Source organism: Sphingobium sp. (assembly GCF_036170395.1).
GTDB lineage: Bacteria > Pseudomonadota > Alphaproteobacteria > Sphingomonadales > Sphingomonadaceae > Sphingobium.
Map to the genome: position 1 here is coordinate 20,160 of NZ_JAVHPD010000061.1, position 23,086 is coordinate 43,245.

The window sequence follows — 23,086 nt, forward strand, 5'->3', positions numbered from 1 at the left end:
CGTTCGGTTCGAGCTTGTCGAGAACCGGAGCGACAGGGTTCTCGACAAGCTCGAACCGAACGGAAGTTAAGTAGAATATCATGGCCCGTCCCCGCCCAGAAACCTTCGACAAGAAGAAGATCGTCGCCGAAAACCGGCGCGCGAAGTTCGAATATTTCCTGGAGGACGTGTTCGAGGCCGGGATCGCGTTGCAAGGCACCGAGGTCAAGTCGCTGCGCTTTGGCGAAGGCAATATCGCCGACAGCTATGCCGAGGTGAAGGGCAATCAGGTGTTTCTGGTCAACAGCAACATCCCCGAATTCAGCCATGGCAACCGCTTCAACCATGAATCCAAGCGCCCCCGCAAGCTGCTGCTGCACGAGCGGGAGATCGCCCGGATGCACGGCGCGGTCGAGCGCAAGGGCATGACGCTGGTGCCGCTTTCGCTCTATTTCAACAGCCGGGGCAAGGTGAAGGTCGAACTGGCGCTGGCCAAGGGCAAGCAGAACCACGACAAGCGCGAGACCATCAAGGAACGCGACTGGAAACGCGACCAGCAGCGCATCATGAAGGCGCACGGCTGATGGACAATCGCCTGACCCGCTGGTGGCACGCCAACGCCCCGACCCGCGAGTCGCTGGAAAAGAGCAAGGTGCTTGCCCCCGTCGCGCATCGCGTGCTGGAGCCGTCGCTCTGGCGCTTCACCCGGCGGTCGGTGCCGCGCGGGGTGGCGCTCGGCCTCTTCGTCGGCATCTTCCTGCTGATCCCCGGCGTCCAGATCGCGGGCGCTGCGCTGCTGGCGCTGCCGTTCCGCGCGAACATCCCGGTCGCGGCGGCGATGACCTTCCTCTCCAACCCCGCCACGACGCCGCTGATCCTGATGGCCTCCGTATGGGTCGGCAACTGGCTGCTCGGCCGCAGCGCCGATGCGTCGGGCTTCATGGCGCTGGTCGATCGGCACGCCTCGGTGCGCGAATGGTGCGGCTGGCTCTTTTCCGAGGCCGCGCCCGCGATGCTGATCGGCCTGTTCCTCATTTCGCTCGCCTGCGCGGTTATCGGCTATGTGATCGCCGACCGGGTCTGGCGGCACCGCATGGGCCGCAAATGGCAGGCGCGTAAATTGAGGATTGGCAAGGTCCACCAAAGCGGCGCATTGGAGAAGGCAAGCGTCTGATCGGGCGCGGTCCTTTTCCGGTGTTGCAGGGGCGATGGGATTGAAACGGGGTGAGCAAGCCTGGCTGATCCAGCCGCGCTCGCGCTTGGCGCTGCCGCTGCTGATCCTTGCCGCCTTCGCGTCCGCCGGCCTTGTCCTCTACGCCGCCGGCAGCTGGGCGCTGGCCGCCGGCTTCGGCGCGACGATCCTGACCGCCGCCGCGTTGATGAGCTGGTATCAGCATCTCTACCCGCCCGAACCCGCCGACCGGGAAGCGATGCCCGACTGGACCGTCGCCCGCGCCGCCGCCGATGCGTCCAGCATGGCGATCGCGGTGACGGACCGGGCCGGGCGGCTGGTCTGCGCCAGCGACTTGTTCGGCGAATGGTTCCCCGGCTACCCGACCCCGCCCGCCATCGCCGCGGACGAAGCGCTGGCCGACAGCCTGGCGCGCGCGGCGCGCGCCGCCTGGCGCGATGGCGCGGCGCGGCATGAGGGCATGGTGCATGGCGCGCTGCGGCTGGATGTCGAGATCATGCGGACCGGGCGGACCGAGGATTATCTCCTCTGGCGCTTCACCCCCGTCCGCCAGCCGAGCGCGCTCGACGATGTCCACCGCTTCCTGACCGGAGAGGCCGGGCGGCAGCTGGGCGAAGCCGGCATCATGGCAGTGATGATCGGCGGCGAGGGACGCATCCGCGCCGCCAACGGGGCGTTCCTGTTGCGGGCGGCGGGGCGGATCGACGCCAACATCACCGGCCGCGATTTCGCCGCCCATATGCGGGTCGATGACAAGGGCCGGCTGTTCCTGGCGCGCGAGGAACAGGGCGGGCTGCCGCTGCGCCTGCTCCAGGTGCCGCTGAAACGCGCCACTCAGCCCAATGGCGCGCAGACATCGGCGCAGGACGGGCCGATGCTGCTGCTGCTGATCGACGAGCCGGCGGGGGGCGGCGGCACCTCGGCGCTCTCCTATATCGAGACTCTGCTGTCGCTGTTGCCCTTCGGTCTCGCCATGGCCGACCGCGACGGGCGCGTCCTCTTCCTCAACAATGCGTTCGCGCGCGCGGCGGGGCTCAAGGCGGGCGACAAGCCGAGCTATCCGGGCGATCTCGTCGTGCGGGAGGATCAGGCGGCGGTGGCGGACGCGGTGCGGCGCTTTGCCGTCGGGCCGCAAATGTCGGGCGACATTGCGGTCAGGATGCGCGACAATCCCGACGATCCCGTCGCGCTCAGCCTGGCCGGCGTCCGGGGCCTCGGCGAAGCGGCGGTGCTGCTCAGCCTCAAGGACAATAGCGAGGAGAGCAAGCTCAAGCGGCAGGTGGCGCAGGCGACCAAGATGCAGGCGATCGGCCAGCTCGCCGGCGGCGTGGCGCACGACTTCAACAATATCCTGACCGCGATCATCGGCCATTGCGACCTGATGCTGATGCGCCATACGCCGGGCGACAGCGACTATGACGATATCCAGCAGGTCAAGTCGAACAGCAACCGCGCCGCCGGCCTGACCCGCCAGCTGCTCGCCTTCTCCCGCCAGCAGACGCTGCGGCCGCAGATATTGCAGCTGCCCGATATCGTCGCCGATGTGTCCAACCTCTTGAAGCGGCTGCTGGGCGAAAATGTGAAGCTGGACGTGACCCACGGCCGCAATCTGGGCGCAGTGCGCGCCGATCCGGGCCAGATGGAGCAGGTGATCGTCAACCTCGCCGTCAACGCCCGCGACGCCATGCCCGAAGGCGGCACGCTCAACATCCAGACCTACGCCGTCCCCGCCGCGAAGGTGCGCGAGATGCACCAGCAGATATTGCCGGCGGGCGACTATAGCGCGCTGCGCGTGTCCGACACCGGGCTCGGCATCCCGCCCGACATATTGGCGAAGATTTTCGAGCCCTTCTTCACCACCAAGGAACTGGGCAAGGGGACGGGGCTGGGGCTCTCCACCGTCTATGGCATCGTCAAGCAATCGGGCGGCTATATCTTCGCCGAATCGGAACTGGGGCGCGGCGCGAGCTTCGTCATCTACCTGCCCGTCTATAGCGGCGCTGACGCCGACCTGCCGGTCGCGCCGCCTGCACCCGTGCGCCGCACCGAAACCTGGGGCACTGGCACGGTGCTGCTGGTGGAGGACGAGGATATGGTCCGCGCCGTCGCCGAGCGCGCGCTGACACGGCAGGGCTATCGCGTGCTGACCGCGCAGGATGGGGAGCAGGGGCTGGAGGTGCTGGGATCGGGCGAGACGATCGACCTCCTGATTTCCGACGTCGTCATGCCGAACATGGATGGCCCCGCCATGGTCGCCCGCGCGCGCCACAGCCATCCCGACCTCCCCGTATTGTTCATGTCGGGCTATGCCGAGGAGCAACTGCGCAAGTCGATCGACATCGCCAATGTCGCCTTCCTGCCCAAGCCCTTCTCGGTCAGCCAGCTCGCCGAAGCGGCGCGTGATGCGCTGGCGATGCGGCCTGCGGCGGAATGATCTTGCGCCGGGTTAAGCTGATTCGACTGGGCAATTCTGCGCGGATCGGCTAGCGAACCGGCTGGGTTAGCAGGGACGCGCAGCATGTCGGACGCCAAGAGCATTTTGATCGTCGAGGATGAAGCGATGATCGGCATGATGCTGGAGGATTATCTCGACGCCCTCGGCTACCGGCTGCACGCGGTCGCCTCCACGGTCGACGAAGCCTGCGCCCATGCGCGCGAAGGCGGGTTTGACGCGGCGCTGGTCGACTGCAACCTCCAGGGCGAGAAGAGCTGGCCGGTCGCCGACATATTGGCGAAGTCCGACATTCCCTTCATTTTCGCGACCGGGGGCATGGCCGACGATCTGCCGCCCGATCATGCCGACCGTCCTACCCTTGCCAAGCCCTTCACGATCGGGGCGGTGGAGCGCGCTTTGGGCAGGGTTCTGAGCGAATAACCGGCTGCGCAAGACGCGGATAGGAAATTTCCGTTCCCCTCTTGTTCCGATAGAACAAACAGGATACATCATCGTCCAGGGACGACGCGGATTCGCATGCCGCTTGACTTAAGGACCGGCCGATGACTGCACTGCTTTCACTCATCGATTCCAAGAAGACGGGGAATATGGACAGACAGAAAGCATTGGACGCGGCGCTCGCGCAGATCGACCGCGCGTTCGGCAAGGGCAGCGCGATGAAGCTCGGCAGCCGGGAGAAGCTGGAGATCGAGGCGATCCCAACCGGGTCGCTCGGCCTCGACATCGCGCTGGGCATCGGCGGCCTGCCCAAGGGGCGGATCATCGAGATTTACGGCCCGGAAAGCTCGGGCAAGACGACGCTGGCGCTCCACGCCATCGCCGAAGCGCAGAAGGGCGGCGGCACCGCGGCCTTCGTGGACGCCGAACATGCGCTCGATCCCGTCTATGCCAAGAAGCTGGGCGTCGATATCGACGAGCTGATCGTGTCGCAGCCCGACACCGGCGAGCAGGCGCTGGAGATTGTCGATACGCTGGTGCGGTCGAACGCGATCGACGTGCTGGTGGTCGATTCGGTCGCGGCGCTGGTGCCCCGCGCGGAAATCGAGGGCGAGATGGGCGACAGCCATGTCGGCCTTCAGGCGCGCCTGATGAGCCAGGCGCTCCGCAAGCTCACCGGCTCCATCTCCCGGTCGAAATGCATGGTGATCTTCATTAACCAGGTGCGGATGAAGATCGGCGTGATGTACGGCAACCCCGAGACCACGACCGGCGGCAATGCGCTCAAATTCTACGCTTCGGTCCGGCTCGACATTCGCCGCACCGGCCAGATCAAGGATCGCGAGGATGTGGTCGGCAACGCGACCCGGGTGAAGGTGGTGAAGAACAAGGTCGCCCCGCCCTTCAAGCAGGTCGAATTCGACATCATGTATGGCGAGGGCATCTCCAAGATCGGCGAACTGCTCGATATCGGCGTCAGGGCCGGGTTGGTGGAGAAATCGGGCGCCTGGTTCTCCTACGACTCGGTTCGCATCGGCCAGGGCCGCGAGAATGCCAAGACCTTCCTGCGCGAGCATCCCGAACTGTCGGAAAAACTCGAAAAAGCCATCCGCGCCCAGACCGAAAAGGTCGCCGAAGGGATGATGACCGGACCCGATGCGGAGGATGATGGCGAATAGGCCCGACCGCCCTCGCCGGACGGATCATCCGGTCGAGGGGATCATGGCTCCCGCCCGCCTTGCGCGTCACGCACCGAAAAGGCCCGCCCATCGTGGCGGGCCTTTTACCGTTTCGGCATGCGGCCGCGTCTCGACCGAGAACAGCGCAAGCGAGCGCAGCCGCCTTGCGCCTTGCCGCGGAGGAGGCGGAGCCCGTAGCGGACTCATCGCTCGCGGCCAGCCTCCGCTCCGGCTTCGACCAGCGGCGAAAGCAGATATTGGATGATCCGCCGCCGTCCTGTGCGGATTTCGGCCTGTACCCGCATACCCGATGTCAGCCGCAGCATATGGCAGTCGCGCGATCCGGCGCTGCAATCGCCCGAGCGCAGCATGGTGTCGGCAAGGCGCACCCGCACTTTGAAGCCGGTCGGGGCGGCGGGGTCCGGCCGCGCCTCTTCGTCCAGCCCCTGCACCGAATCGCGGCCGATCGAATGAACGGCGCCGCGAAGCATTCCGTAATCGGTGAAGGGATAGGCATCGACCTTCACCTGCACCCGTTGGCCCAGGCGCACGAAGCCGATCTCCGCATTGGGCACCAGCGCCTCGACGAACAACGGCCCCCGGCTGGGCACGATGCTGAGCAGCGGCTGCGCGGCCTGCACCGTCCCACCGACGGTCCGCACCCGCAACTGCTCGACCGTGCCGTCCACCGGCGCGCGAATGTCAAGCAAGGCGCTGCGCCGCTGCGCCTTCGCCAGGTCGCGCGCGCGCAGGCTGGCGTCGTCGCTCGCCTTGCTGAGGTCGGCCAGGCTGCCGCGCGTAAGCGCTTGCCGCAACTGCTGCCGCTGCTGCGCCAGATCGGCAAGGGAGGCGCTGGCCTGCGCGGCGAGACTCTCCTGCTGCTCCATGTCGCGCAGCCGCTCGATGCGGACCTGCTGGATCTGGTAGAGCGAGACCTTCGACTGATAGCCCTTGGCCGCCAGTTCGCTCCGCATCGCGATCTCCCTGTCGAGCAGCGCCAGCGTGTCGGCCAGCATCGCGCGCTGGCGCTGCGCCGATTGCAGCTGCGCCTGCTTTTCCGCCTGCTGCTGTGCGATGCTGGCGGCGCGCGCCTCATATTCGCCGATGGTCGATTGGACGAGCTGGCGCTGTACAGCCATTTCAGCGGGCGACAGGCCGGGAACGGCGCGCATCTCCGCCCGGCCGCCCGCCAGATAGTCGACAAGCGCGCGCGAGCGGGCCGCCTCCACCTGCGCACTGTCGAGGCCGCGCCGCGCCTGGTCGGACTCCGCGCTGACGATCGTGGGATCGAGCGAGATCAGCAGCTGCCCGCGCCGGACGCCATCGCCCTCCGCCACATGCAGCGCGCGCACGACCCCCACCGTTCCCTCCGCCCCGTCGCCCGATCCGCCCCAGCTCACGGTCTGGACGCTGTCGAGCGGCGCGATCCGGCCGGGCGCTGCGACGATGATGTCCACCCTGGCCAGGATGCTCCAGAGCAGCGCGATGCCGAGGAATGCGCAAAGCAGCCACAGCAGCAGCCGGCCGACCGGGCTTGGCGGGCTTTCGATGATCTCCAGCGCGGCCGGCAGGAACTCGGTCTCGCGCCGCTCCGGCCGACCCGCCGCCGCCGCGCGGTCGAGCGCCAGCGCCTCGCGCACCATATCCCAGTGGCGGCCGATCGCCTCCCTCATGCCGCGCCCCCGCCAAGGCCCATCTGCGATCGGAACAGCGCGGCATAGCGCCCGCCGGCGGCGAGCAGCGCGTCATGATCGCCGATCTCCGTAATCGCGCCGCCCTCTACCGTCATGATGCGGTGGCACTGGCGCACGGCCGACAGGCGGTGAGCGATGATGATGACGGTGCGTCCCGCCGCGATCGCCGCGAGATTCTGCTGGATGATCGCTTCGGATTCGGCGTCGAGCGCTGACGTCGCCTCGTCCAGGATCAGGATGCGCGGGTCGCACAGCAGGGCGCGGGCGATGGCGATGCGCTGCCTTTGCCCGCCCGACAGATTCGCGCCGCGCTCCTCGATTGGCGTGTCATAGGCGTGCGGCAGCTCCAGGATGAAGTCGTGCGCGCCGGCGAGCCGCGCGGCCGCGATCACCCGCTCCATCGGCGCGGCGGGATCGGCGAGCGCGATATTGTCGCGCACCGATCGGTTGAACAGCTCATTTTCCTGAAGCACCACACCCATCTGCCGCCGCAGCCAGGCGGGATCGACCAGCGTCAGGTCGGTCCCGTCCACCAGCACCCGTCCGCTGGTCGCGACATAAAGGCGCTGGACCAGCTTGGTGAGCGTGCTCTTGCCCGATCCCGAGGGGCCGACGATGCCCACCATCTCCCCCGCCTCGATGTCGAAGCTCAGGTCGCGCAGCGCTTCGGGGCTGTCGGGGCGGTAGCGGAAGCGCACCCGGTCGAAGCGGATGCACCCTTCGAGCGGCGGCAGCACCGCCTTCGTCGGGTCGTGCTGCGGTTCGGGCCGGGTGTTGAGAATATCGCCCAGCCGGTCGATCGAGATGCGCACCTGCTGGAAATTCTGCCACAGCTGCGCCAGACGCAGGATCGGGCCGGACACATGGGAGGACAGCATGTTGAAGGCGATCAAAGCGCCGACGCTCATCGCCCCGCTCATCACCTGCCGCGCGCCGAAATAGAGAAGGGCGATCATCGTCAGCTTCGACACCAGCTGCACCAGCTGTCCGCCCCAATTGGCAAGCTGCGCGACGGCGAAGCTGGTGCGGGTGTAGCCGGCGATCTGCCGCTCCCATTTCTCGCGCATCTGCGGTTCGACCGCCATGGCCTTGAGCGTCCTGACGGAGGTGACGCTTTCGACCAGGAACGCCTGATTGTCCGCGCCGCGCGCGAATTTCTCGTCCAGCCGGCGGCGCAGCGGCGGCGTGATGACCATCGAAATGGCGACATAGGCGGGGATCGAGAGCATCACGATCAGCGTCAGCAGCGGCGAGTAGAGCAGCATGACCGCGAAGAAGACGAGGGTGAAGAAAACGTCGAGGATCAGCGTCACGGCATTGGAGGTCAGAAAATCGCGGATCGTCTCCAGCTCATGCACCCGTGCGACGCTGTCGCCCACGCGGCGCGATTCGAAATAGGCGAGCGGCAGGCTGAGCAGATGGCGGAACATCTGCGCGCCCAGTTCCGCATCGACCCGGCTGGTGGTGTGCGCGAACAGCCAGGTCCGAAGCCCGCCCAGCGCCACCTCCCAGAGGCTCACCACCAGCAGCGCGAAGGCGAGAACGGCGAGCGTCGTCATCGCGTCATGCGCCAGCACCTTGTCGATCAGCAGCTGAAAGAAGAGCGGGGTCGCCAGCGCGATCACCTGAAGCACGAAGCTGGCGACGAACACGTCGCGCAGCGCGGCCCGATATTTGACCAGCGCCGGGATGAACCAGCTGACATCGAAACGCCGCGCCTCGCCCGCAATCTGCTCGCGCGTGGTGAGGAGGATCAGGCTGCCGCCATATTCGGCCTCCAGCGCGGCCTGGTCCCATATTTCGGGCGCGGGCGCATCGGGCCGCTGGACCAGCGCGCCCCCGGCCTCATCGACCTTCCCCAGGATGAAGAAGCGGCCGTCCCGTCCCTCTGCGATGGCGGGCAGGGGCAAGGTCGCCAGCGTCTGGACCGGCGCGCTGACCTGCCGCGCCTTGACCGACAGGCGGCGGGCCATGCGGACGATGTCGTCGGCGTCGAACGGATCGTCGCTCCGGCCGCGCTCGCGCTTGATCTGCTCGGCATCGGCGGGGCGGCCGTGGAAAGCAAGCAGCAACACCAGCGACGCCAGTCCGCTGTCGATCGGCTGCGGCCCCGCGTCCTGCGGCGCCAGCGGCATTTCATGCCCCATCATTCACCTGTTGCCGCGACCGACGCGGGCGCTCCCCCGACATATCGGCGCAGCATCGCATAATCGGGAAAAGAGGCAAGGCGTCGGCGCGCCTTGCCTCGCGCATGTCCCAGTTCAGACCGCCTGCAAATGCCGGCGGTTGAGCCCGCCGGACGAGGCGAGCAGCAGGTCGCGGGTCGGCAGGCCGTAGCGGCTGGGCCGGTCCATCTGCGCCGCGCCGCGATCCGCGCCGAAGCTGGCAAGACCAGCGACCAGATTCTGCAACTGCGCTTGCTGGCTGACTGGCGCGGACGCAGCCGGCGCCGGAGCGGGGGCCGCCGTTTCGGCCGGCGGATCGCCGATCAGCAGATTGCCGAAGAAGCCGCTGGTCGGGCTGTTGATCGTCAGCGACATGAAGACGCGCAGGTTGAGCGTGTTGCTGCTGTAGAGCGACGCGCTGAGCGAACCCAGATCGACCGCGCGGTTGGTGAAGTAGCTGACCGCCGCCGCCTGCGATCCGAAGCTCTGGTTCAGCAACGTCGAGCCATTGGCGGTGATCGTTACCGTCACATTGCTGACGCCCGTGCCGAAGCCGCTGCCATTGTAGAAGCCGACTACCAGATTGTCGCGCGAGGGCAGTTTGGTGAGATCGACGGTCAGATCGACCGTGCTGTTGACCGTCTGTGTGCCCACGCCCGCCGCGCTGTATCGCCCGCCCATCTGCGCGATGGCGAAATAGGAGGGCGACTTGGCCGTGAAGGCGGCGTTGATGTTGCTGTTGCCCGAGAGGATCGCCGTCACGTCCGCATTGGTCGGCGCACCGAAAATCTGCGCGACGCTTTGCTGCGTGGTGGAGTTGCTGGCGGACAGGCCGAGCGACGCGCTGGTCAGCGCCCGCGACGTATCGACGATGCTGCTGGTGCCGTAGAGATTGGCATAGGCGTCCGCCCGCACCCCCGTCACCAGTTTGCCGGCGAAGTCTGACGCGATCGAGGTGGAGCGGAGCGTGCCGCTATTGCCCCTGGCATAGGCCAGCGCATCCGCTTCGCTCTGCGTGCCCCTGCCGCCATCGGCCCAGGCTTGCGAGTTGACCGCCTTGCCGGTGACGAGCGATCGGGCATCGGCGGAACTGCCAGCGCCGTTGCTGGTGCTGCCTGCCCCGCCGTCGCCGCCCACGGCGGTCGCGACGACGCTGGCGGTGTTCGCCGCCGTCAACGTGCCGTAAGCGGTCGCATCGGCGCCCGCGCCGCCGACCTTGTTGCCGTCGCCGCTGCCGCCATAGGCGTTGACGGTCATGCCGACGCTGGCGCTCTGGGTGGCGTTGGCGGTATCGTCGAAGGTCAGCTGGCTCGATGCGGTGCCGCCCGCGCCGCCATTGCCATTGTAGGAATAGCCGCCATTGCCCGCATAGGCGCTCTGATTGAGCGCCAATGTGCCGCCGTTGCTGGAGCCGGTGACCTTGTCCAGCAGAGTGACTGCGCCACCCGCGCCGCCATTGGCGGTGTTGTAGCCGGTGCCGCCCGTGCCGCCATAGGCGTTGAGCAGCGCCGTCACCGAGCCCGCGCCATTGCTGCGGGCTTCGGCGGAGGACAGGCCGTTGACGCTCCCGCCCGCGCCTGCGGACCGGCCAGCGCCCGAGGCCGAGCCGCCGTTGCCGCCATAGCCATAGGCGTTCGCGGATACAGGGTTGGCAAGAGTCGTGGTGCTGATCGCCGCCAGCGACACGCGGCCATTGCCGCCCGCGCCGCCATTGCCGCCGAGCGACGACTGACCGCCCGCGCCGCCATTGGCGCTGCTGACCGCCTGGACCGCGCGCGCGCCCCTGATGGTGCTGATGCTGATCGCCGATGCGCCATTGCCGCCAGAGCTGTTCGAGCCCGTGCCGCCGCTGCCGCCCTGGGCGGAGATGGTGGCGTAGATTTGCGCGCTCTTGTTGGTCTGCGTCGTGTCGTTGAAGTTGAGGTTGGAGGTTGCGGAACCGCCCGCGCGCGCGGTGCCGGTATCGCTGCCGCCGCCATTGCCGCCGACCGCCCGCTGATTGAGCGACAGGGTGCCGAGCTTGGTCGAGCCGCCGACCGCGTCCACCAGTGAACTGGCCGCGCCCGCGCCGCCACTGGCCCCGCTGGCGCCGTTGCCGCCCGTGCCGCCGGTCTGGGTTACGCTGGCCGAGGCGCTGGTGCCTGCGCTGTCCGCCCGCGCGGTTGCGCCGCTGGCGACGCCGCCCGCGCCTGCCGTATCGCCTGACGCATGGCCGTCGCCGCCCCGGCCGCCGAGCGCGGTCATCGTGGCGCTGACCGTTTCGGCGCCGGTCGTGGTGGACGATGCGGTGGCCGATCCGGCCGCCGTGCCGCCAGCCGCTCCGTTGCCATTGGACTGGGCGTAGCCGCCTGCGCCGCCGCTGGCATTGCTGGTGAGCGATACGCCCCTGGTGGCCGTCACCGAGGCATTGCTGGTGGCCGCGCCGCCGACCCGGCCATTGGTGCTGCTGGTGCCGCTGCCGCCTGCGCCGCCGATGGCGGCACTGTTGACGTTGAGCTGGTTGCTTTTCGTGCTGCTGGCGGTGTCATCGACATTCAGGGTCGATGCCGCGCCGCCGGCCGCGCCGGCGATGCCGCCATAGCTGAAGCCGCCCGACCCGCCGTACAGCGACTGGTTGAGCGTCAGCGTGCCGCCGTTGGTGGAGCCGCGCGCGCGGCTGGTCGCGGCCACCGAAGCGCCTGCGCCGCCGGACGCGCCGCTAAAGCCGGTGCCGCCGCTACCGCCATACATATATAGCGTGCTCGTGGCGCTGGCGGTCCCGCCGGAATAGGCGAAGGCCGAGGATGCGGTCGAAACCCCGCCGCCATCCCCCGCGACATTGCCGCCGCCAGAGGCGCTGCCGCCATTGCCGCCGCTTGCGGACGCATAGGAGGACGCAGAGTCGCCGTTCAGCGTGCCCGTGCTGGTGCCGGTGGATGACGCGCGCGCCGTGCCGCCGTCCGCGCCATTGCCCCCGGCGCTCGATGCGCCGCCCGCGCCGCCAGTGCCATAGGCGCTGGCGTTGACCACGCGGGTTCCGGTGATCGACCCGATGCTCGTCGCGCCGCCGCCGGCGCCGCCATTGGCGTTGGCGCCATTGCCGCCGCCGCCGCCGGTTGCCGTGGTGGTGGCGTAGAGGCTGTTGGTCTTGTTGACATTGCTGCCGTCGTTGAAGGTGAGGCTGGAGCTTGCGTCGCCGCCGACCCCGCCGACCGCATCATTGCCGCCGCCGCCAAAGCCGCCGCGCGCTTGCTGCGACAGGCTGAGCGTGCCTGCCTTGGTCGACCCGCCGACAGCGTTGGTGAGACTGCTCGCTGCGCCCGCGCCGCCGGTCGCGCCGGCATAGCCGACGCCGCCATTGCCGCCATATTGGTTGACCGTGGCCGCCGCGCTGGTGCCGCCGCTGTCGGCACGGGCCTGCGACGCGCTGGCGATGCCGCCCGCGCCGCCGGTCCTGCCCGCGCCCGATCCGCTGCCGCCGCTGCCGCCCGTAGCGGTGGCGGTCGCCGTGACCGAGTCGGCGAGCGTGGTCGTGCTGTTCGCCGTAGCGGTGGCGGTCGCGATGCCGCCGGCCGCGCCACTGCCATTGTCCGACGCATAGCCGCCGCCGCCGCCCGAGGCGCTGGCCGAGACGCCGAGCGCTCGGGTCGCCTTGCCATTGGCGGCTGCGGTCGCGCTGCCGCCGACGCGGCCCGGCGTGCTCGCCTGGCCGCTGCCCCCCGCGCCGCCGGTCGCGCCGGCCGCGACTCCGACGCTGTTGCTCTTGGTGGCGTTGGCGGTGTCGTCGAAGGTCAGGCTGCTGCTCGCCGACCCCGCTGCGCCCGCCGTGCCGCCATAGGAATAGCCGCCGCTGCCGCCGATCGCATTCTGGGTGAGGGCGAGCGAGCCGCCATTGGTCGATCCCGTCACCTTGTCGACGACCGACGCCGACCCGCCCTTGCCGCCCGCCGCGCTGGCAAAGCCGGTCCCGCCGCTGCCCGCGGTGAGGTTGAGCGATGCCGCGACCGCGCCCGTGCCGGCGCTCCGTGCGCTGGCCGAGGAGGAGGAGCTGACCGCGCCGCCGCTGCCCGCCAGCCGGCCGGCGCCGCTGGCGCTGCCGCCGGTGCCGCCATTGGCATAAGCAGTGGCGTTCACTCCGTCGCCAAGCGTTGTCGTGCTGGTGAAGCTGATATTGGCCCGGCCGGTGCCGCCAGCCCCGCCATCGCCGCCGGTGGACGCGCCGCCGCCGGACCCGCCGTTGCCGGTGACGCTGCCCTGCATCGCCCGCGCGCCGGTGATGGTCCCGCTTGCGACGCCCGACCCGCCCTTGCCGCCGTCGGTGCCGTTGCCGCTGCCGCCGCCGCCGCCATAAGCAGCGCTATAGGCGTAGAGCAGGTTGCTCTTGTTGGCATTCAGCGTGTCGTTGAAGGTCAGCGCGGAGCTTGCGTTGCCGCCGATCCCCGCGACGCCTGCCTCGCTGCTGCCGCCGCCGCCGCCATAGGCATTCTGGTCGATCGATAGCGTGCCGCCCTTGGTCGATCCGCTGACGGCGTTGGTGAGGCTGCTCGCCGCGCCCGTGCCGCCATTCGCGCCGCCATAGCCTGCGCCGCCGCCGCCGCCGCGCTGGACCGCGCTGGCGCTCGCCGCGACGCCGCTGCTATGGGCGCTCGCGCTCGCGCCGCTCGCCACGCCGCCCGCGCCGCCGCCATGGCCCGCGCCCTGGGCGCTGCCGCCCGTGCCGCCGTTCGCATTGGCGACGGCCGAGACCGGATCGCTGCCGCTGACAAGGCTGGTGGTGGTGCTGGTGGCGCTGGCCGACGATGTTGCTGCGCCGCCCGCGCCGCCATTGCCATTGGCACTGCCATAGCCGCCGGTGCCGCCGGTCGCATAGCTGTTGATGCTGACCTGCTTGGCCCCCTTGCCGGTTGCGCTGGCGCTGGCCGAGCCGCCATTACGGCCGTCGGTGCCGTCCTGCCCGCTGCCGCCCGCGCCGCCCGCGGCGTTGATTGACATGGACAGATATTTCGCCTGGGTGGCGTTGGCGGTGTCGTCGAACGTCGCGCTGGACGTCGCCGATCCCGCCGCGCCCGCAATGCCGCCATAGCTGTAGCCGCCGGTGCCCCCCGTCAGCGACTGGCCGAGGTAGAGATTGCCGTTGCGGCTCTGTCCGTCGACCCGATTCGTCAGGCTGACCGAAGCGCCCGCGCCACCATTGGCGTTGGAATAGCCCGTGCCGCCATTGCCGCCATAGCCGGTGACCGTCGCACTGCTGTTGCCGCCGCCACCGCTTGCCGAGGCGTATGTCGTGCCCGCCACGCCGCCGCCATTGCCGCCGGTCTCGCCCGCGCCGGTGGCGTAGCCGCCTGTGCCGGCCGCGACATAGGCGGTCGCGGTCGTGCTTTCCAGATTGACCGTGGTGCTGGTGGCGAAGGCGCGCCCGGACGCGACCGCGCCGGCGCCGCCCGATCCGTTCGCCCCCGCGCTGCCGCCGCCTCCGCCCACGCCATAGGCATAGGCGGTAACCTCGCGATTGCCGGTCGCATTCGCCAGAGCCGTGCCCGAAGCGCCGTCCACACCGTCCGATCCCGAGCTGCCCGCGCCGCCGGTGCCGCCATAAGCCGAGCTGTAGACGTTGACGAGGCGGCTCTTGTTCGCGCCCGAATCGTTGAACGTCAGCGAGGAGGACGCTGCGCCCGCCGTGCCGGCAATGCCGCCCGCGCTGCTGCCGCCCGACCCGCCATAGACATTCTGCGACAAATAGAGCGTGCCGCCATTGGTCGATCCGGTCACGCGGTTGGTAGCCGATCCCGCAGCGCCAGCGCCGCCGGCCGCGCCGTCATAGCCGGTGCCGCCATGACCGCCGCGCAGGGTCAGCGTCGCGCTCGCCTGACCAATGCCGGCGAGGCTTGCCGAAGCGGACGAACTGCCCGAGGCCGCGCCGCCCGCGCCGCCGGTGCGGGTGGCGGTGTCTCCATAGCCGCCATTGCCGCCCGTGGCATAGACCGTGCTGGTGACCGAATCGTTGAGCGTGGTCGTGCTGCTCGCCGCGCCATTGGCGGTCGCCGCGCCGCCATTGCCGCCGCTGCGATTGTCGCTCGATCCGCCCGCGCCGGCGCTGGCGCTGACCGACAGGCTGATATTGCGCGCGCCGTTGATCGTGGCGGCGGACGTCGCGTCGCCGCCGATCGCGCCCGCGCTGTTGCTGCCGCTGCCCCCGCCGCCGGCGTTCGCCGTCACGCCGACATTGAGCTGCGCGCTCGTCGTGCTGTTGGCGGTGTCGTTGAAGGTCAGGCTGGACGCCGCCGCGCCGCCGCCGCCGGCCGTGCCGCCGGTCGATCCGCCGCCGGCGCCGCCTGTCGCCGTCTGCCCCAGGTTCAGCGTCCCGCCGTTAGTGCTGCCGCTGACCGCATCGATCAGGCTGCTCGCCGCGCCCGCGCCGCCGCTCGCGCTGGCATAGCCATAGCCGCCGCCGCCGCCCGATTGGCTTACCGATGCCGACGCGCTGGTGCCGGTCGTCTGCGCCGATGCGGTCGCGCCGCTGGCGATGCCGCCGCCGCCCGCCGCGCGGCCCGCGCCACTGGCATAGCCGCCCGAGCCCCCGGTTGCGTTGGCAAGGGCGCTGACCGTGTCATTGCCTGCCGTCGTGCTGACCGCCTGCGAGCTGCCCGTTGCAGCCCCGCCCGCAGCGCCATTGCCGTTGCCGGACGCGCCGCCGCTGCCGCCGGTCGCGTAGACATTCGCCTGCACGCTGCGCGTCCCCGTCAGCGAGGCCGATGCGGTGGCGTTGCCGCCGGTCCGGCCGGCCGTGCCGCTATTGCCGCTGCCCCCGGTGCCGCCCTGCGCGGTGATCTGGCCATAGACCAGCGCGCTCTTGGTGCTGTTCGGCACGTCGGTGAAGGTTAGGCTGGAGGTCGCCGACCCCGCCGTGCCGGCCGTGCCGCCATCCGAATAGCCGCCATTGCCGCCGGTCGCGTCGTTATAAAGGTAGAGATTGCCGCCATTGGTCCGGCCGGTGGCGGCGTTGGTGGTCGTGGCGGACGCGCCGCTGCCCCCGTTCGCGCCCGAATAGCCGGTACCGCCGCTGCCGCCGACTCGCCGCGCGCTGGCGACGACGCTGCCCGCGCCGTTGCTGATCGCCGTTGCGGTCGCCGCGCCGGCCGCCGCGCCATTGCCGCCCTTGCGCCCTGCGTTGAGGCCCGAGCCACCGCTGCCGCCATAAGCAACCGCTGTCGCTTCGACATAGTCGCTGGTGGCGGCGGTGTTCGTCGCGCTGGCGCTTGCCGATCCGGTGCCGCCATTGCCGCCGCTGCCGCCGAGGCCACTCGTCACGCTGCCGCCGCCGGGGCTGCCGCTGCTGCCGCCCGTGCCGCCGCTGCCGGTCGCAACCGCGACCGCGCTGCCCGCGCGGGATGTGGTCGCGGTCGCCGATCCATTGCCGCCGCTGCCGCCAGAGCCGGCATTGCCGCCGGTCGTGCCGCCGCCCCCGCCACTGCCGCCGCCGCCGCCCTGGCCGCCCTGCGCATAAGCGCGATTGTCCGCGTCCGCCGGCGTGCTGGTGACGGCGCTGACCGACTGTCCGGTGCCGCCATTGCCGCCGGACGCGCCGGGGCTCGATCCATTGGAACCAGCAGTGCCGGTCGTGCCGGTGATTGAGACGTTAGACATAGCAACAGCCCCTTTATGCTTGCAGGGGCGACCCATCATCCGCTCAGGCATCCGGCGGACATTTTTTGTGCGGTTGCTCGTTAGCATGGCGGGCCAAGGGGCCGCAAGCGGCCATGTTGCCGCGTCCTGCCGAGCAGGGTCAATTCGTCGCGTTTTGAGCCAATATGTCGCGCGCACGCGGCGCGAGCCGGTCCAGCGCGGCGGCGTGGATGCCCGGCGCGCAGCAGAGCAGGCCGAAGGCGGTCGGCTGCGGCCGGTTGAAGCGCAGCGGAGCGCCCAGCGCGTCGGTCACGATCGCGCCTGCCTCCTGCGCGATCAGGGCGGAGGCGGCGACGTCCCACTCACTGCCCCAGCGCACGGTCGCCACCAGGTCCGCCTCATCCGCCGCCACCATCGCCATCCGCAGCGCGATGCTGTTGGGCTTGGGCACGGCAAGAAGATCGCGGTCGATGCGGGGAAGCTGGTCCGCCGGCACGCGCGCGCCGGGCAATATGGTGCGCGTCCCTGCCCGCAGCGCCCGGCCGTTGCGAGTCGCGCCCTTGCCCGCCTGCGCGATCCAGAGTTCGTTGCGGGCCGGCGCGGCGAGGATGCCGATGCTGACCGCGCCATGCTCCACCAGCGCCACCGACACGGCCCATCCCGGCCGGCCGCGCAGATAGTCGCGCGTGCCATCGATCGGGTCGACCACCCACACGCGCGGGACGCCCAGCCGATGGACCGTGTCGGCGGTCTCCTCCGACAGCCAGCCCGCATCGGGATCGATCGCCGCCAGCTGTTCGCGCAGCATGGCATCGACCGCGAGGTCCGCCTCGCACACCGGATGGCCGGGCACCTTCTCCCATTGCCGCACGCGCGTGTCGCCCCCGGCCCACAGGGTCAGCGCATGATCGGCCGCGTCCGCCACGGCGAATACGATCGCGCGCAGCCGGGGATCATCCACCGGCAACGGTCATCCCGTCGATGCGGATCGTGGGCACGTTCATGGCATAGCGGAACTGGAGGTCGTTGGCGGGCACCAGCGCCTTGAACATCTGCTTCAGGTTGCCGGCGATGGTGATTTCCGAAACGGCATGGGCGACCGCGCCATTTTCGATCAGGAAGCCGGCCGCGCCCCGGCTATAGTCGCCGGTGACGCCGTTCACCCCCATGCCGATCAGTTCGGTCACATAGACGCCGCGCTTGACGTCGGCCATGAGGTCGCCCGGCGATATGGCGCCTGGTTCCATATGGACGTTGGTGACGCTCGCGCCCGGTGCGCCGCTGCCGCCCCGGCTGGCATGGCCGGTCGGCTCCAACCCGAGCTGCCGCGCCGATGCGCTGTCCATCAGCCAGCCGGTCAGCACGCCCCGGTCGATAAGCGCGCGCCGTTCGACCGCCAGCCCCTCGCCGTCGAACGGGCGCGAGCGCAGCCCGCGTGGCAGCAGCGGATCGTCCAATATGCTGACGCCCGTCTCGAAGATCGCCTCGCCCAGCATGTCGAGCAGGAAGCTCGACCGCCGGGCGATCGCGGGGCCGACGATGCCGCTCACCAGATGGCCGAGCAGGCTGGAGCCGATGCGGGGATCGAAGATCACCGGCATCACCCCGCTCTCGACCTTCACCGGATTGAGCCGTGCCACCGCGCGCTGGCCGGCGCGCACGCCGATCGCTTCGGGATCGTCCAGATCCTCCAGATGGCGGACGCTGTGGCTGGCATGGTCGCGCTGCATCTGCGCGCCGCTGCCGGCCAGAACGCTCGCCCAGCTCGAATGGGTGGTGCCGGCATAGCTCCCCGCAAAGCCATGGCTGGTGGCGAGCGCGACCTGGCTGCGGCCATGCGACGCGCCGCCGCCCTCGCTGTTGGTGATGCCGGGCACGGATCGCGCCGCTTCCTCGGCGATCAGCGCGCGCTCGCGCAGCGCGGCGGGCTCCGGCTCGGCCTCGTCGGCCAGGTCGAGCGCCGGCGGGCGGCGAGTCAGCAGCCGATCCTCGGGCGCAAGGCCGGCATAGGGGTCTTCGGGCGCTTCGCGCGCCATGGCGATGCAGCGGTCAACCAAAGTGCCAAGTGTCGCCGGGTTCATGTCCGACGCGGAAATGCTCGCCGACCGCTGGCCGACGAAGACGCGTAGGCCGATCTCCTCGCCCTCCGACCGCTCGACATCCTCCAGCGCGCCCAGGCGCACCGACACGTTGGTCGATGCGTTGCAGGCATAGATGGCGTCGGCCGCGTCCGCGCCCGCCTTGCGCGCGGCGCTCACCAGATCCTGCGCGCGCGACTGGGCTTCTTCTAGACTGAGCATCGCGGGGAGATAGTCCTTATGTCGGCGAAAGGAAGAGGCCGGGCCTTACGCGCTCGGGCCGTCGGGGGCAACGCCGGCCAACCAGTGATCGAGCAGATGCCAGGCGACCGCCATCTGCGGCGGCGCGAGGAAGGGGGCGTCGGGTTCCTCCGCCATGGCGGCACGCACGCCGGCGGCATCGCACCAGAAGGCATGTTCGATCTCGGTCTCGTCGAGCGTCAGCGCATCGTCCTGCGCCGTGCAGATGCAGGCGATCATCAGCGAGGAGGGGAAAGGCCAGGGCTGGCTCATGACATAGCGGACGGAGTGGACCCGCACGCCCGCCTCCTCATGCAGTTCGCGCGCCACCGCTTCCTCGATCGTCTCGCCCGGCTCGACGAAGCCGGCGAGCGCTGAATAGCGACCTTGAGGCCAGCTATGCTGCCGCCCCAGGAGGACGCGCCCGTCATGTTCGGCCAGCATGATGACGACCGGATCGGTGCGCGGGAAATGTTCGGCGTGGCAGGCGGTGCAGCGCCGCGCCCAGCCTGCCTTGGCCGGCAGGGTCGCAGCGCCGCAGATCGAGCAGAAGGGATGGCGCGCGTGCCAATGGACGAGGCTGCGGGCCGTGCCATAGAGCGCGACTTCCTCGGCCGGAAGCTCCCCGGCAATGGCGCGGCTGCGCGGCGTCGGAATGAGGTTGGGGCCGAGATCGGCGACCAGCCGAGCGAAGATCGGGCGGCCTTCGGTATCGATGCCGAGCAACACATGCTCCTCGACCCGATCGTCCGGCTCCAGCGGCTCCAGCACCAGATGCCCGTCCGCCGCGACCGGTTCCAGCCCGTCGAGCAGCAGCAGCCGTGCGGCGGGATCGGCGAAGGTGTCGGCCAGCAGCGCCGCATTGGTGCGGATATGGTCCGCCCGGTCGAGCGTGCCGCCGACGAAGCCGGGCAGCGGTTTAGGCGCTTGGGTTCCGTGCATCCTTGTCCTTTCGTACCGCCTCTGCCGCGCGGGCGAACAAGGTCGGCAGCCCCGCCGCGTCGATCCGATCGACCGGCCACCATTCACCCTCGCCCGGCGGCGTCGTCTCCACATGGGCATGATGGATCGTCAGCGCCAGCGAGAAATGGGTGAAGACATGGGCCACCGGCGTGTCGATCCTGGTCCAGCGCGCCGGAGCGGGCGGGGTAATGTCGGGCGCAGCGCTCCAGTCGGAACTGGGCAGCGCGCGCATCCCGCCGAGCAGCCCTTTGTCGGGTCGTCGCACCAGCCAGACCCGGCCGTCGCGCTCCATCCACCAGCCATGGCCCAATCGGTGCGGTTTTGGCTTCTTCGCCGCCTTCACCGGAAAGGCGGCCGGATCGGCAGTGCGCACGGCGGCGCAGTCCTGCCGCAGCGGGCATATGCCGCAGGCGGGATTGCGGGCCGTGCAGATGGTCGCGCCCAAGTCCATCATCGCCTGCGCGAAATCTCCGGCCCGCGCGTCCGGCGTGATCCGGTCGGCGGCGGCGTGGATCGCCGGGCGGGCGGCGGGCAGCGGCGTCGCTATGGCGAACAGCCGCGCCACTACCCGTTCAACATTGGCGTCCACCACGACCGCCCGCCGCCCAAAGGCGATGGCGGCGACAGCGGCGGCGGTGTAGGCGCCGAGGCCCGGCAGGGCGCGCAGCCCCTCCTCCGTATCGGGGAAGCAGCCGTCATGATCGCGCACAACAGCACGCGCGCAGGCGAGGAGGTTGCGCGCCCGCGCATAATAGCCAAGCCCCGCCCAGGCTGCCATCAGATCGGCGTCGGCGGCTGCGGCGAGCGCCTCGACCGTGGGCCAGCGCTGCGTGAACTTCGCAAAATACGGCCCGACCGCCGCGACCGTGGTCTGCTGGAGCATGACTTCGGACAGCCAGACGCGATAGGGATCGGCGGCGTTGCTGCCGGGCGGCGCGCGCCAGGGCAGGCGGCGCGCGTGGACGTCATAATGGGCCAGCAGATCGGCCGCGATTTTTCTGTCTCCGCCCTCGACGCGCATGGCGGCCCTATGCCATTAAGCAGGGCATGACGGAAAGCCCGCCCAGCCCGAAAATGAAGACTCGCGCCATCCCGGCGGAAGAGCGGCCGCGCACCGGCGCGCCGCGCCAGATCGCCGACCTGATGCCCGACATCGGCCGCGCCGCCTTCCGCAAGTTCGGGTTCGTCCAGTCGAGCATCGTCACCCGCTGGCAGGAGATTGTCGGCGCGCATTATGCCGCGATTTCCGCGCCCGAATCGATCCGCTTTCCGGTCGGGCAGAAGGCGGGCGGCACGCTCCAGCTGACAGTGATGAGCGGCCATGCGCCCATGATCCAGCACGCGCTGCCCGATATCGTTGAGCGGGTGAACCGCTTCTTTGGCTATGCCGCCGTGGCGAAAGTGGCGCTGCGCCAGGGCGACATCCGCCCGACCCAGCCCGAACGCCGGCCTCCACCCCGCAACCTCAAGCCGATCCCGGTCGATCTCGGCGATTCGCTGCGCGACATTGGCGACCCGGAATTGCGCGCGGTGCTCGAATCGCTGGCGCAGGGCATCGCCAACAGCAGCGGCCTCCCCCGGATCGGCTGAGGTTTAGCCGCTATTCAGCTCTTCTTTCCTATCGGATATGCCATGATTAGAAAGTTCCTGCCGGTCGCGCTTCTTGCCATTCCCATGTCGCTGGCGGCGGCCCCTGCCGCCAATTGGGTAAGCCGTATCGCGGTGTCGTCGATCGGCGGGCATGTGATGGGCAATCCCGCCGCAAAGACCAAGCTGGTCGAATATGTGAGCTATACCTGCTCGCATTGCGCCCATTTCGTCGGCGAGGCGACCCTGCCGCTCAAGACCCAATATGTGAAGGGCGGCACCGTCAGCGTCGAGGTGCGGAACGCCGTGCGCGACAAATATGACCTGACCGCTGCGCTGCTCGCCCGCTGTGGCGGCCCGGCGCGGTTCATGGGCAATCATGAGGCGCTGTTCGCCAACCAGACCGCCTGGATGGACCAGATCATCGCCTATGATCGCGACGCGACCAAGCCCGCTGAGCAGATCCCGGCCTTGCAGGATATCGGCCAGAAGACAGGCCTCTACGCGCTGATGGGCAAGCGCGGCTTCACCCCCGCCCAGCTCAACGCCTGCGTCGCCAATCCCGCGTCGATGAAGCAGATCCTCGCCATGACCGACGAGGCGTGGAACAAGGTCAAGATCGGCGGCACGCCGGGCTTCACCGTCAACGGCGCGAAAGTGGACGGATCGAGCTGGGATGTCGTGAAGGCCGCATTGCCCCCTGCCTCGCGCTGATCTAAACCGCCGTCACCCTGTAATCGGAGCCTAGTCCGCCGTGAAAGCCCTGCCCGCTCTCGTTCCCATTCTCGCCCTCAGCCTGACCCTCGCCGCCTGCGGCAAGAACGAGGAGGGAGCAAAGCCGAGCGGCGCGCCGGTCGCCGAAGTGAAGGCGCCGGCGGGCAGCAGTTGGTCGGAGACCGTGGCGGCGACCCCGGAGGGCTATTTCGTCCTGGGCAATCCCAATGCCGCGGTGAAGCTGGTCGAATATGGCTCCTACACATGCAGCCATTGCCGCGACTTTTCCGTCGAAGCCTCGGAGGAAATCCGCAAGATCGTGGATACGGGCAAGATGAGCTACGAGTTCCGGCCCTTCCTGCGCGACCCGATCGACCTCACCACCGCCTTGCTTGCCCAGTGCGGCGGCAAGGATGTCTTTTATCCCCTGACCGAGCAGTTCTTCGCCAACCAGACCGCGATGTTCGAAAAGGTGCAGGCGGCAGGGCCGCAACTCCAGGCGGTCGAGCAGATGCCGCCGGCGCAGCGGCCCGTCGGCATCGCCCAGGCGCTCGGTCTGGTCGAATTCGCGCAGCAGCGCGGCATTTCCGCCGATCAGGCGAAGCAGTGCCTGGCCGACACCGGCGCCGCCACACGCCTTGCGAAGGGGGTCGAGGCCGCCGGGAAACAATATAATATCGAAGGCACGCCGACCTTCCTGCTGAACGGGGTGATCGTGCCGAACACCTCCACCTGGGCGACGTTGCAGCCCAAGCTCAAGGAAGCAGGCATCTGATTGGACCGGCGGGGGCGGACATCGGC

General features: G+C 69.5%; 15 protein-coding genes. 8 read left to right on the forward strand and 7 right to left on the reverse strand.

Going from position 1 to position 23,086, the window contains the following annotated elements:
• Positions 1-80: 80 nt before the first annotated feature.
• The 5 genes from smpB to recA all read left to right on the forward strand — a co-directional run bounded on the left by smpB (position 81) and on the right by recA (position 5,242).
• Positions 81-563, forward strand: a complete 483-nt coding sequence (gene smpB, locus V2B31_RS15815; protein ID WP_328280270.1) for an SsrA-binding protein SmpB — start codon at positions 81-83, stop codon at positions 561-563.
• Positions 563-1,153: a DUF2062 domain-containing protein gene (locus V2B31_RS15820; protein WP_328280272.1), complete on the forward strand. Its 591-nt coding sequence runs from the start codon at positions 563-565 to the stop codon at positions 1,151-1,153. The genes smpB and V2B31_RS15820 overlap by 1 nt, the downstream gene beginning before the upstream one ends.
• Before the next feature lie 34 nt (positions 1,154-1,187).
• Positions 1,188-3,605, forward strand: coding sequence for a hybrid sensor histidine kinase/response regulator (locus V2B31_RS15825; RefSeq protein WP_328280274.1), 2,418 nt, complete (start codon positions 1,188-1,190; stop codon positions 3,603-3,605).
• An 84-nt stretch (positions 3,606-3,689) separates the two neighbouring features.
• Positions 3,690-4,046, forward strand: a complete 357-nt coding sequence (locus tag V2B31_RS15830) for a response regulator (RefSeq protein WP_328280276.1) — start codon at positions 3,690-3,692, stop codon at positions 4,044-4,046.
• Positions 4,047-4,168: 122 nt separating this feature from the next.
• Positions 4,169-5,242, forward strand: coding sequence for a recombinase RecA (gene recA, locus V2B31_RS15835; protein ID WP_328280278.1), 1,074 nt, complete (start codon positions 4,169-4,171; stop codon positions 5,240-5,242).
• Positions 5,243-5,445: 203 nt separating this feature from the next.
• Here recA and V2B31_RS15840 read toward each other — a convergent pair whose 3' ends face one another.
• The 7 genes from V2B31_RS15840 to V2B31_RS15870 form a co-directional block, all read right to left on the reverse strand.
• Positions 5,446-6,915, reverse strand: coding sequence for an HlyD family type I secretion periplasmic adaptor subunit (locus tag V2B31_RS15840; RefSeq protein WP_328280280.1), 1,470 nt, complete (start codon positions 6,913-6,915; stop codon positions 5,446-5,448).
• A complete protein-coding gene (locus tag V2B31_RS15845) occupies positions 6,912-9,086 on the reverse strand; it encodes a type I secretion system permease/ATPase (protein ID WP_328280282.1) in 2,175 nt (724 codons plus the stop codon). Before V2B31_RS15845 ends, V2B31_RS15840 begins: the two co-directional genes overlap by 4 nt.
• A gap of 111 nt (positions 9,087-9,197) precedes the next feature.
• Positions 9,198-16,724, reverse strand: coding sequence for a beta strand repeat-containing protein (locus V2B31_RS15850; RefSeq protein WP_328280284.1), 7,527 nt, complete (start codon positions 16,722-16,724; stop codon positions 9,198-9,200).
• A 139-nt stretch (positions 16,725-16,863) separates the two neighbouring features.
• On the reverse strand, positions 16,864-17,664 hold the full coding sequence (locus V2B31_RS15855; protein WP_422247565.1) for a 3'(2'),5'-bisphosphate nucleotidase CysQ: 801 nt from the start codon (positions 17,662-17,664) through the stop codon (positions 16,864-16,866).
• Positions 17,657-19,003 (reverse strand): TldD/PmbA family protein, encoded by a 1,347-nt coding sequence (locus tag V2B31_RS15860; RefSeq protein ID WP_328280288.1) that lies wholly within the window; start codon positions 19,001-19,003, stop codon positions 17,657-17,659. Before V2B31_RS15860 ends, V2B31_RS15855 begins: the two co-directional genes overlap by 8 nt.
• Positions 19,004-19,048: 45 nt before the next feature.
• Positions 19,049-19,963 (reverse strand): NAD(+) diphosphatase, encoded by a 915-nt coding sequence (gene nudC / locus V2B31_RS15865; RefSeq protein WP_328280290.1) that lies wholly within the window; start codon positions 19,961-19,963, stop codon positions 19,049-19,051.
• A complete protein-coding gene (locus V2B31_RS15870; protein ID WP_328280292.1) occupies positions 19,941-21,005 on the reverse strand; it encodes an A/G-specific adenine glycosylase in 1,065 nt (354 codons plus the stop codon). Before V2B31_RS15870 ends, nudC begins: the two co-directional genes overlap by 23 nt.
• Before the next feature lie 26 nt (positions 21,006-21,031).
• Between V2B31_RS15870 and V2B31_RS15875 the strand changes: the two genes are divergently transcribed.
• The 3 genes from V2B31_RS15875 to V2B31_RS15885 are packed head-to-tail and all read left to right on the forward strand — an operon-like array spanning position 21,032 to position 23,060.
• On the forward strand, positions 21,032-21,574 hold the full coding sequence (locus tag V2B31_RS15875; RefSeq protein ID WP_328280294.1) for a DUF721 domain-containing protein: 543 nt from the start codon (positions 21,032-21,034) through the stop codon (positions 21,572-21,574).
• A 42-nt stretch (positions 21,575-21,616) separates the two neighbouring features.
• Positions 21,617-22,285 (forward strand): thioredoxin domain-containing protein, encoded by a 669-nt coding sequence (locus V2B31_RS15880; protein ID WP_328280296.1) that lies wholly within the window; start codon positions 21,617-21,619, stop codon positions 22,283-22,285.
• Between the two features lie 40 nt (positions 22,286-22,325).
• Complete coding sequence (locus V2B31_RS15885; protein ID WP_328280298.1) at positions 22,326-23,060, forward strand: thioredoxin domain-containing protein; 735 nt, start codon at positions 22,326-22,328, stop codon at positions 23,058-23,060.
• Positions 23,061-23,086: the final 26 nt, after the last annotated feature.

What these genes read in the sequence shown, in the direction of transcription:
- smpB (WP_328280270.1), top strand. Translation starts at nt 81, where the DNA reads ATGGCCCGTCCCCGCCCAGAAACCTTCGACAAGAAGAAGATCGTCGCC.
- V2B31_RS15820 (WP_328280272.1), top strand. Translation starts at nt 563, where the DNA reads ATGGACAATCGCCTGACCCGCTGGTGGCACGCCAACGCCCCGACCCGC.
- V2B31_RS15825 (WP_328280274.1), top strand. Translation starts at nt 1,188, where the DNA reads ATGGGATTGAAACGGGGTGAGCAAGCCTGGCTGATCCAGCCGCGCTCG.
- V2B31_RS15830 (WP_328280276.1), top strand. Translation starts at nt 3,690, where the DNA reads ATGTCGGACGCCAAGAGCATTTTGATCGTCGAGGATGAAGCGATGATC.
- recA (WP_328280278.1), top strand. Translation starts at nt 4,169, where the DNA reads ATGACTGCACTGCTTTCACTCATCGATTCCAAGAAGACGGGGAATATG.
- V2B31_RS15840 (WP_328280280.1), bottom strand. Translation starts at nt 6,915, where the DNA reads ATGAGGGAGGCGATCGGCCGCCACTGGGATATGGTGCGCGAGGCGCTG.
- V2B31_RS15845 (WP_328280282.1), bottom strand. Translation starts at nt 9,086, where the DNA reads ATGATGGGGCATGAAATGCCGCTGGCGCCGCAGGACGCGGGGCCGCAG.
- V2B31_RS15850 (WP_328280284.1), bottom strand. Translation starts at nt 16,724, where the DNA reads ATGTCTAACGTCTCAATCACCGGCACGACCGGCACTGCTGGTTCCAAT.
- V2B31_RS15860 (WP_328280288.1), bottom strand. Translation starts at nt 19,003, where the DNA reads ATGCTCAGTCTAGAAGAAGCCCAGTCGCGCGCGCAGGATCTGGTGAGC.
- nudC (WP_328280290.1), bottom strand. Translation starts at nt 19,963, where the DNA reads ATGCACGGAACCCAAGCGCCTAAACCGCTGCCCGGCTTCGTCGGCGGC.
- V2B31_RS15870 (WP_328280292.1), bottom strand. Translation starts at nt 21,005, where the DNA reads ATGCGCGTCGAGGGCGGAGACAGAAAAATCGCGGCCGATCTGCTGGCC.
- V2B31_RS15875 (WP_328280294.1), top strand. Translation starts at nt 21,032, where the DNA reads ATGACGGAAAGCCCGCCCAGCCCGAAAATGAAGACTCGCGCCATCCCG.
- V2B31_RS15880 (WP_328280296.1), top strand. Translation starts at nt 21,617, where the DNA reads ATGATTAGAAAGTTCCTGCCGGTCGCGCTTCTTGCCATTCCCATGTCG.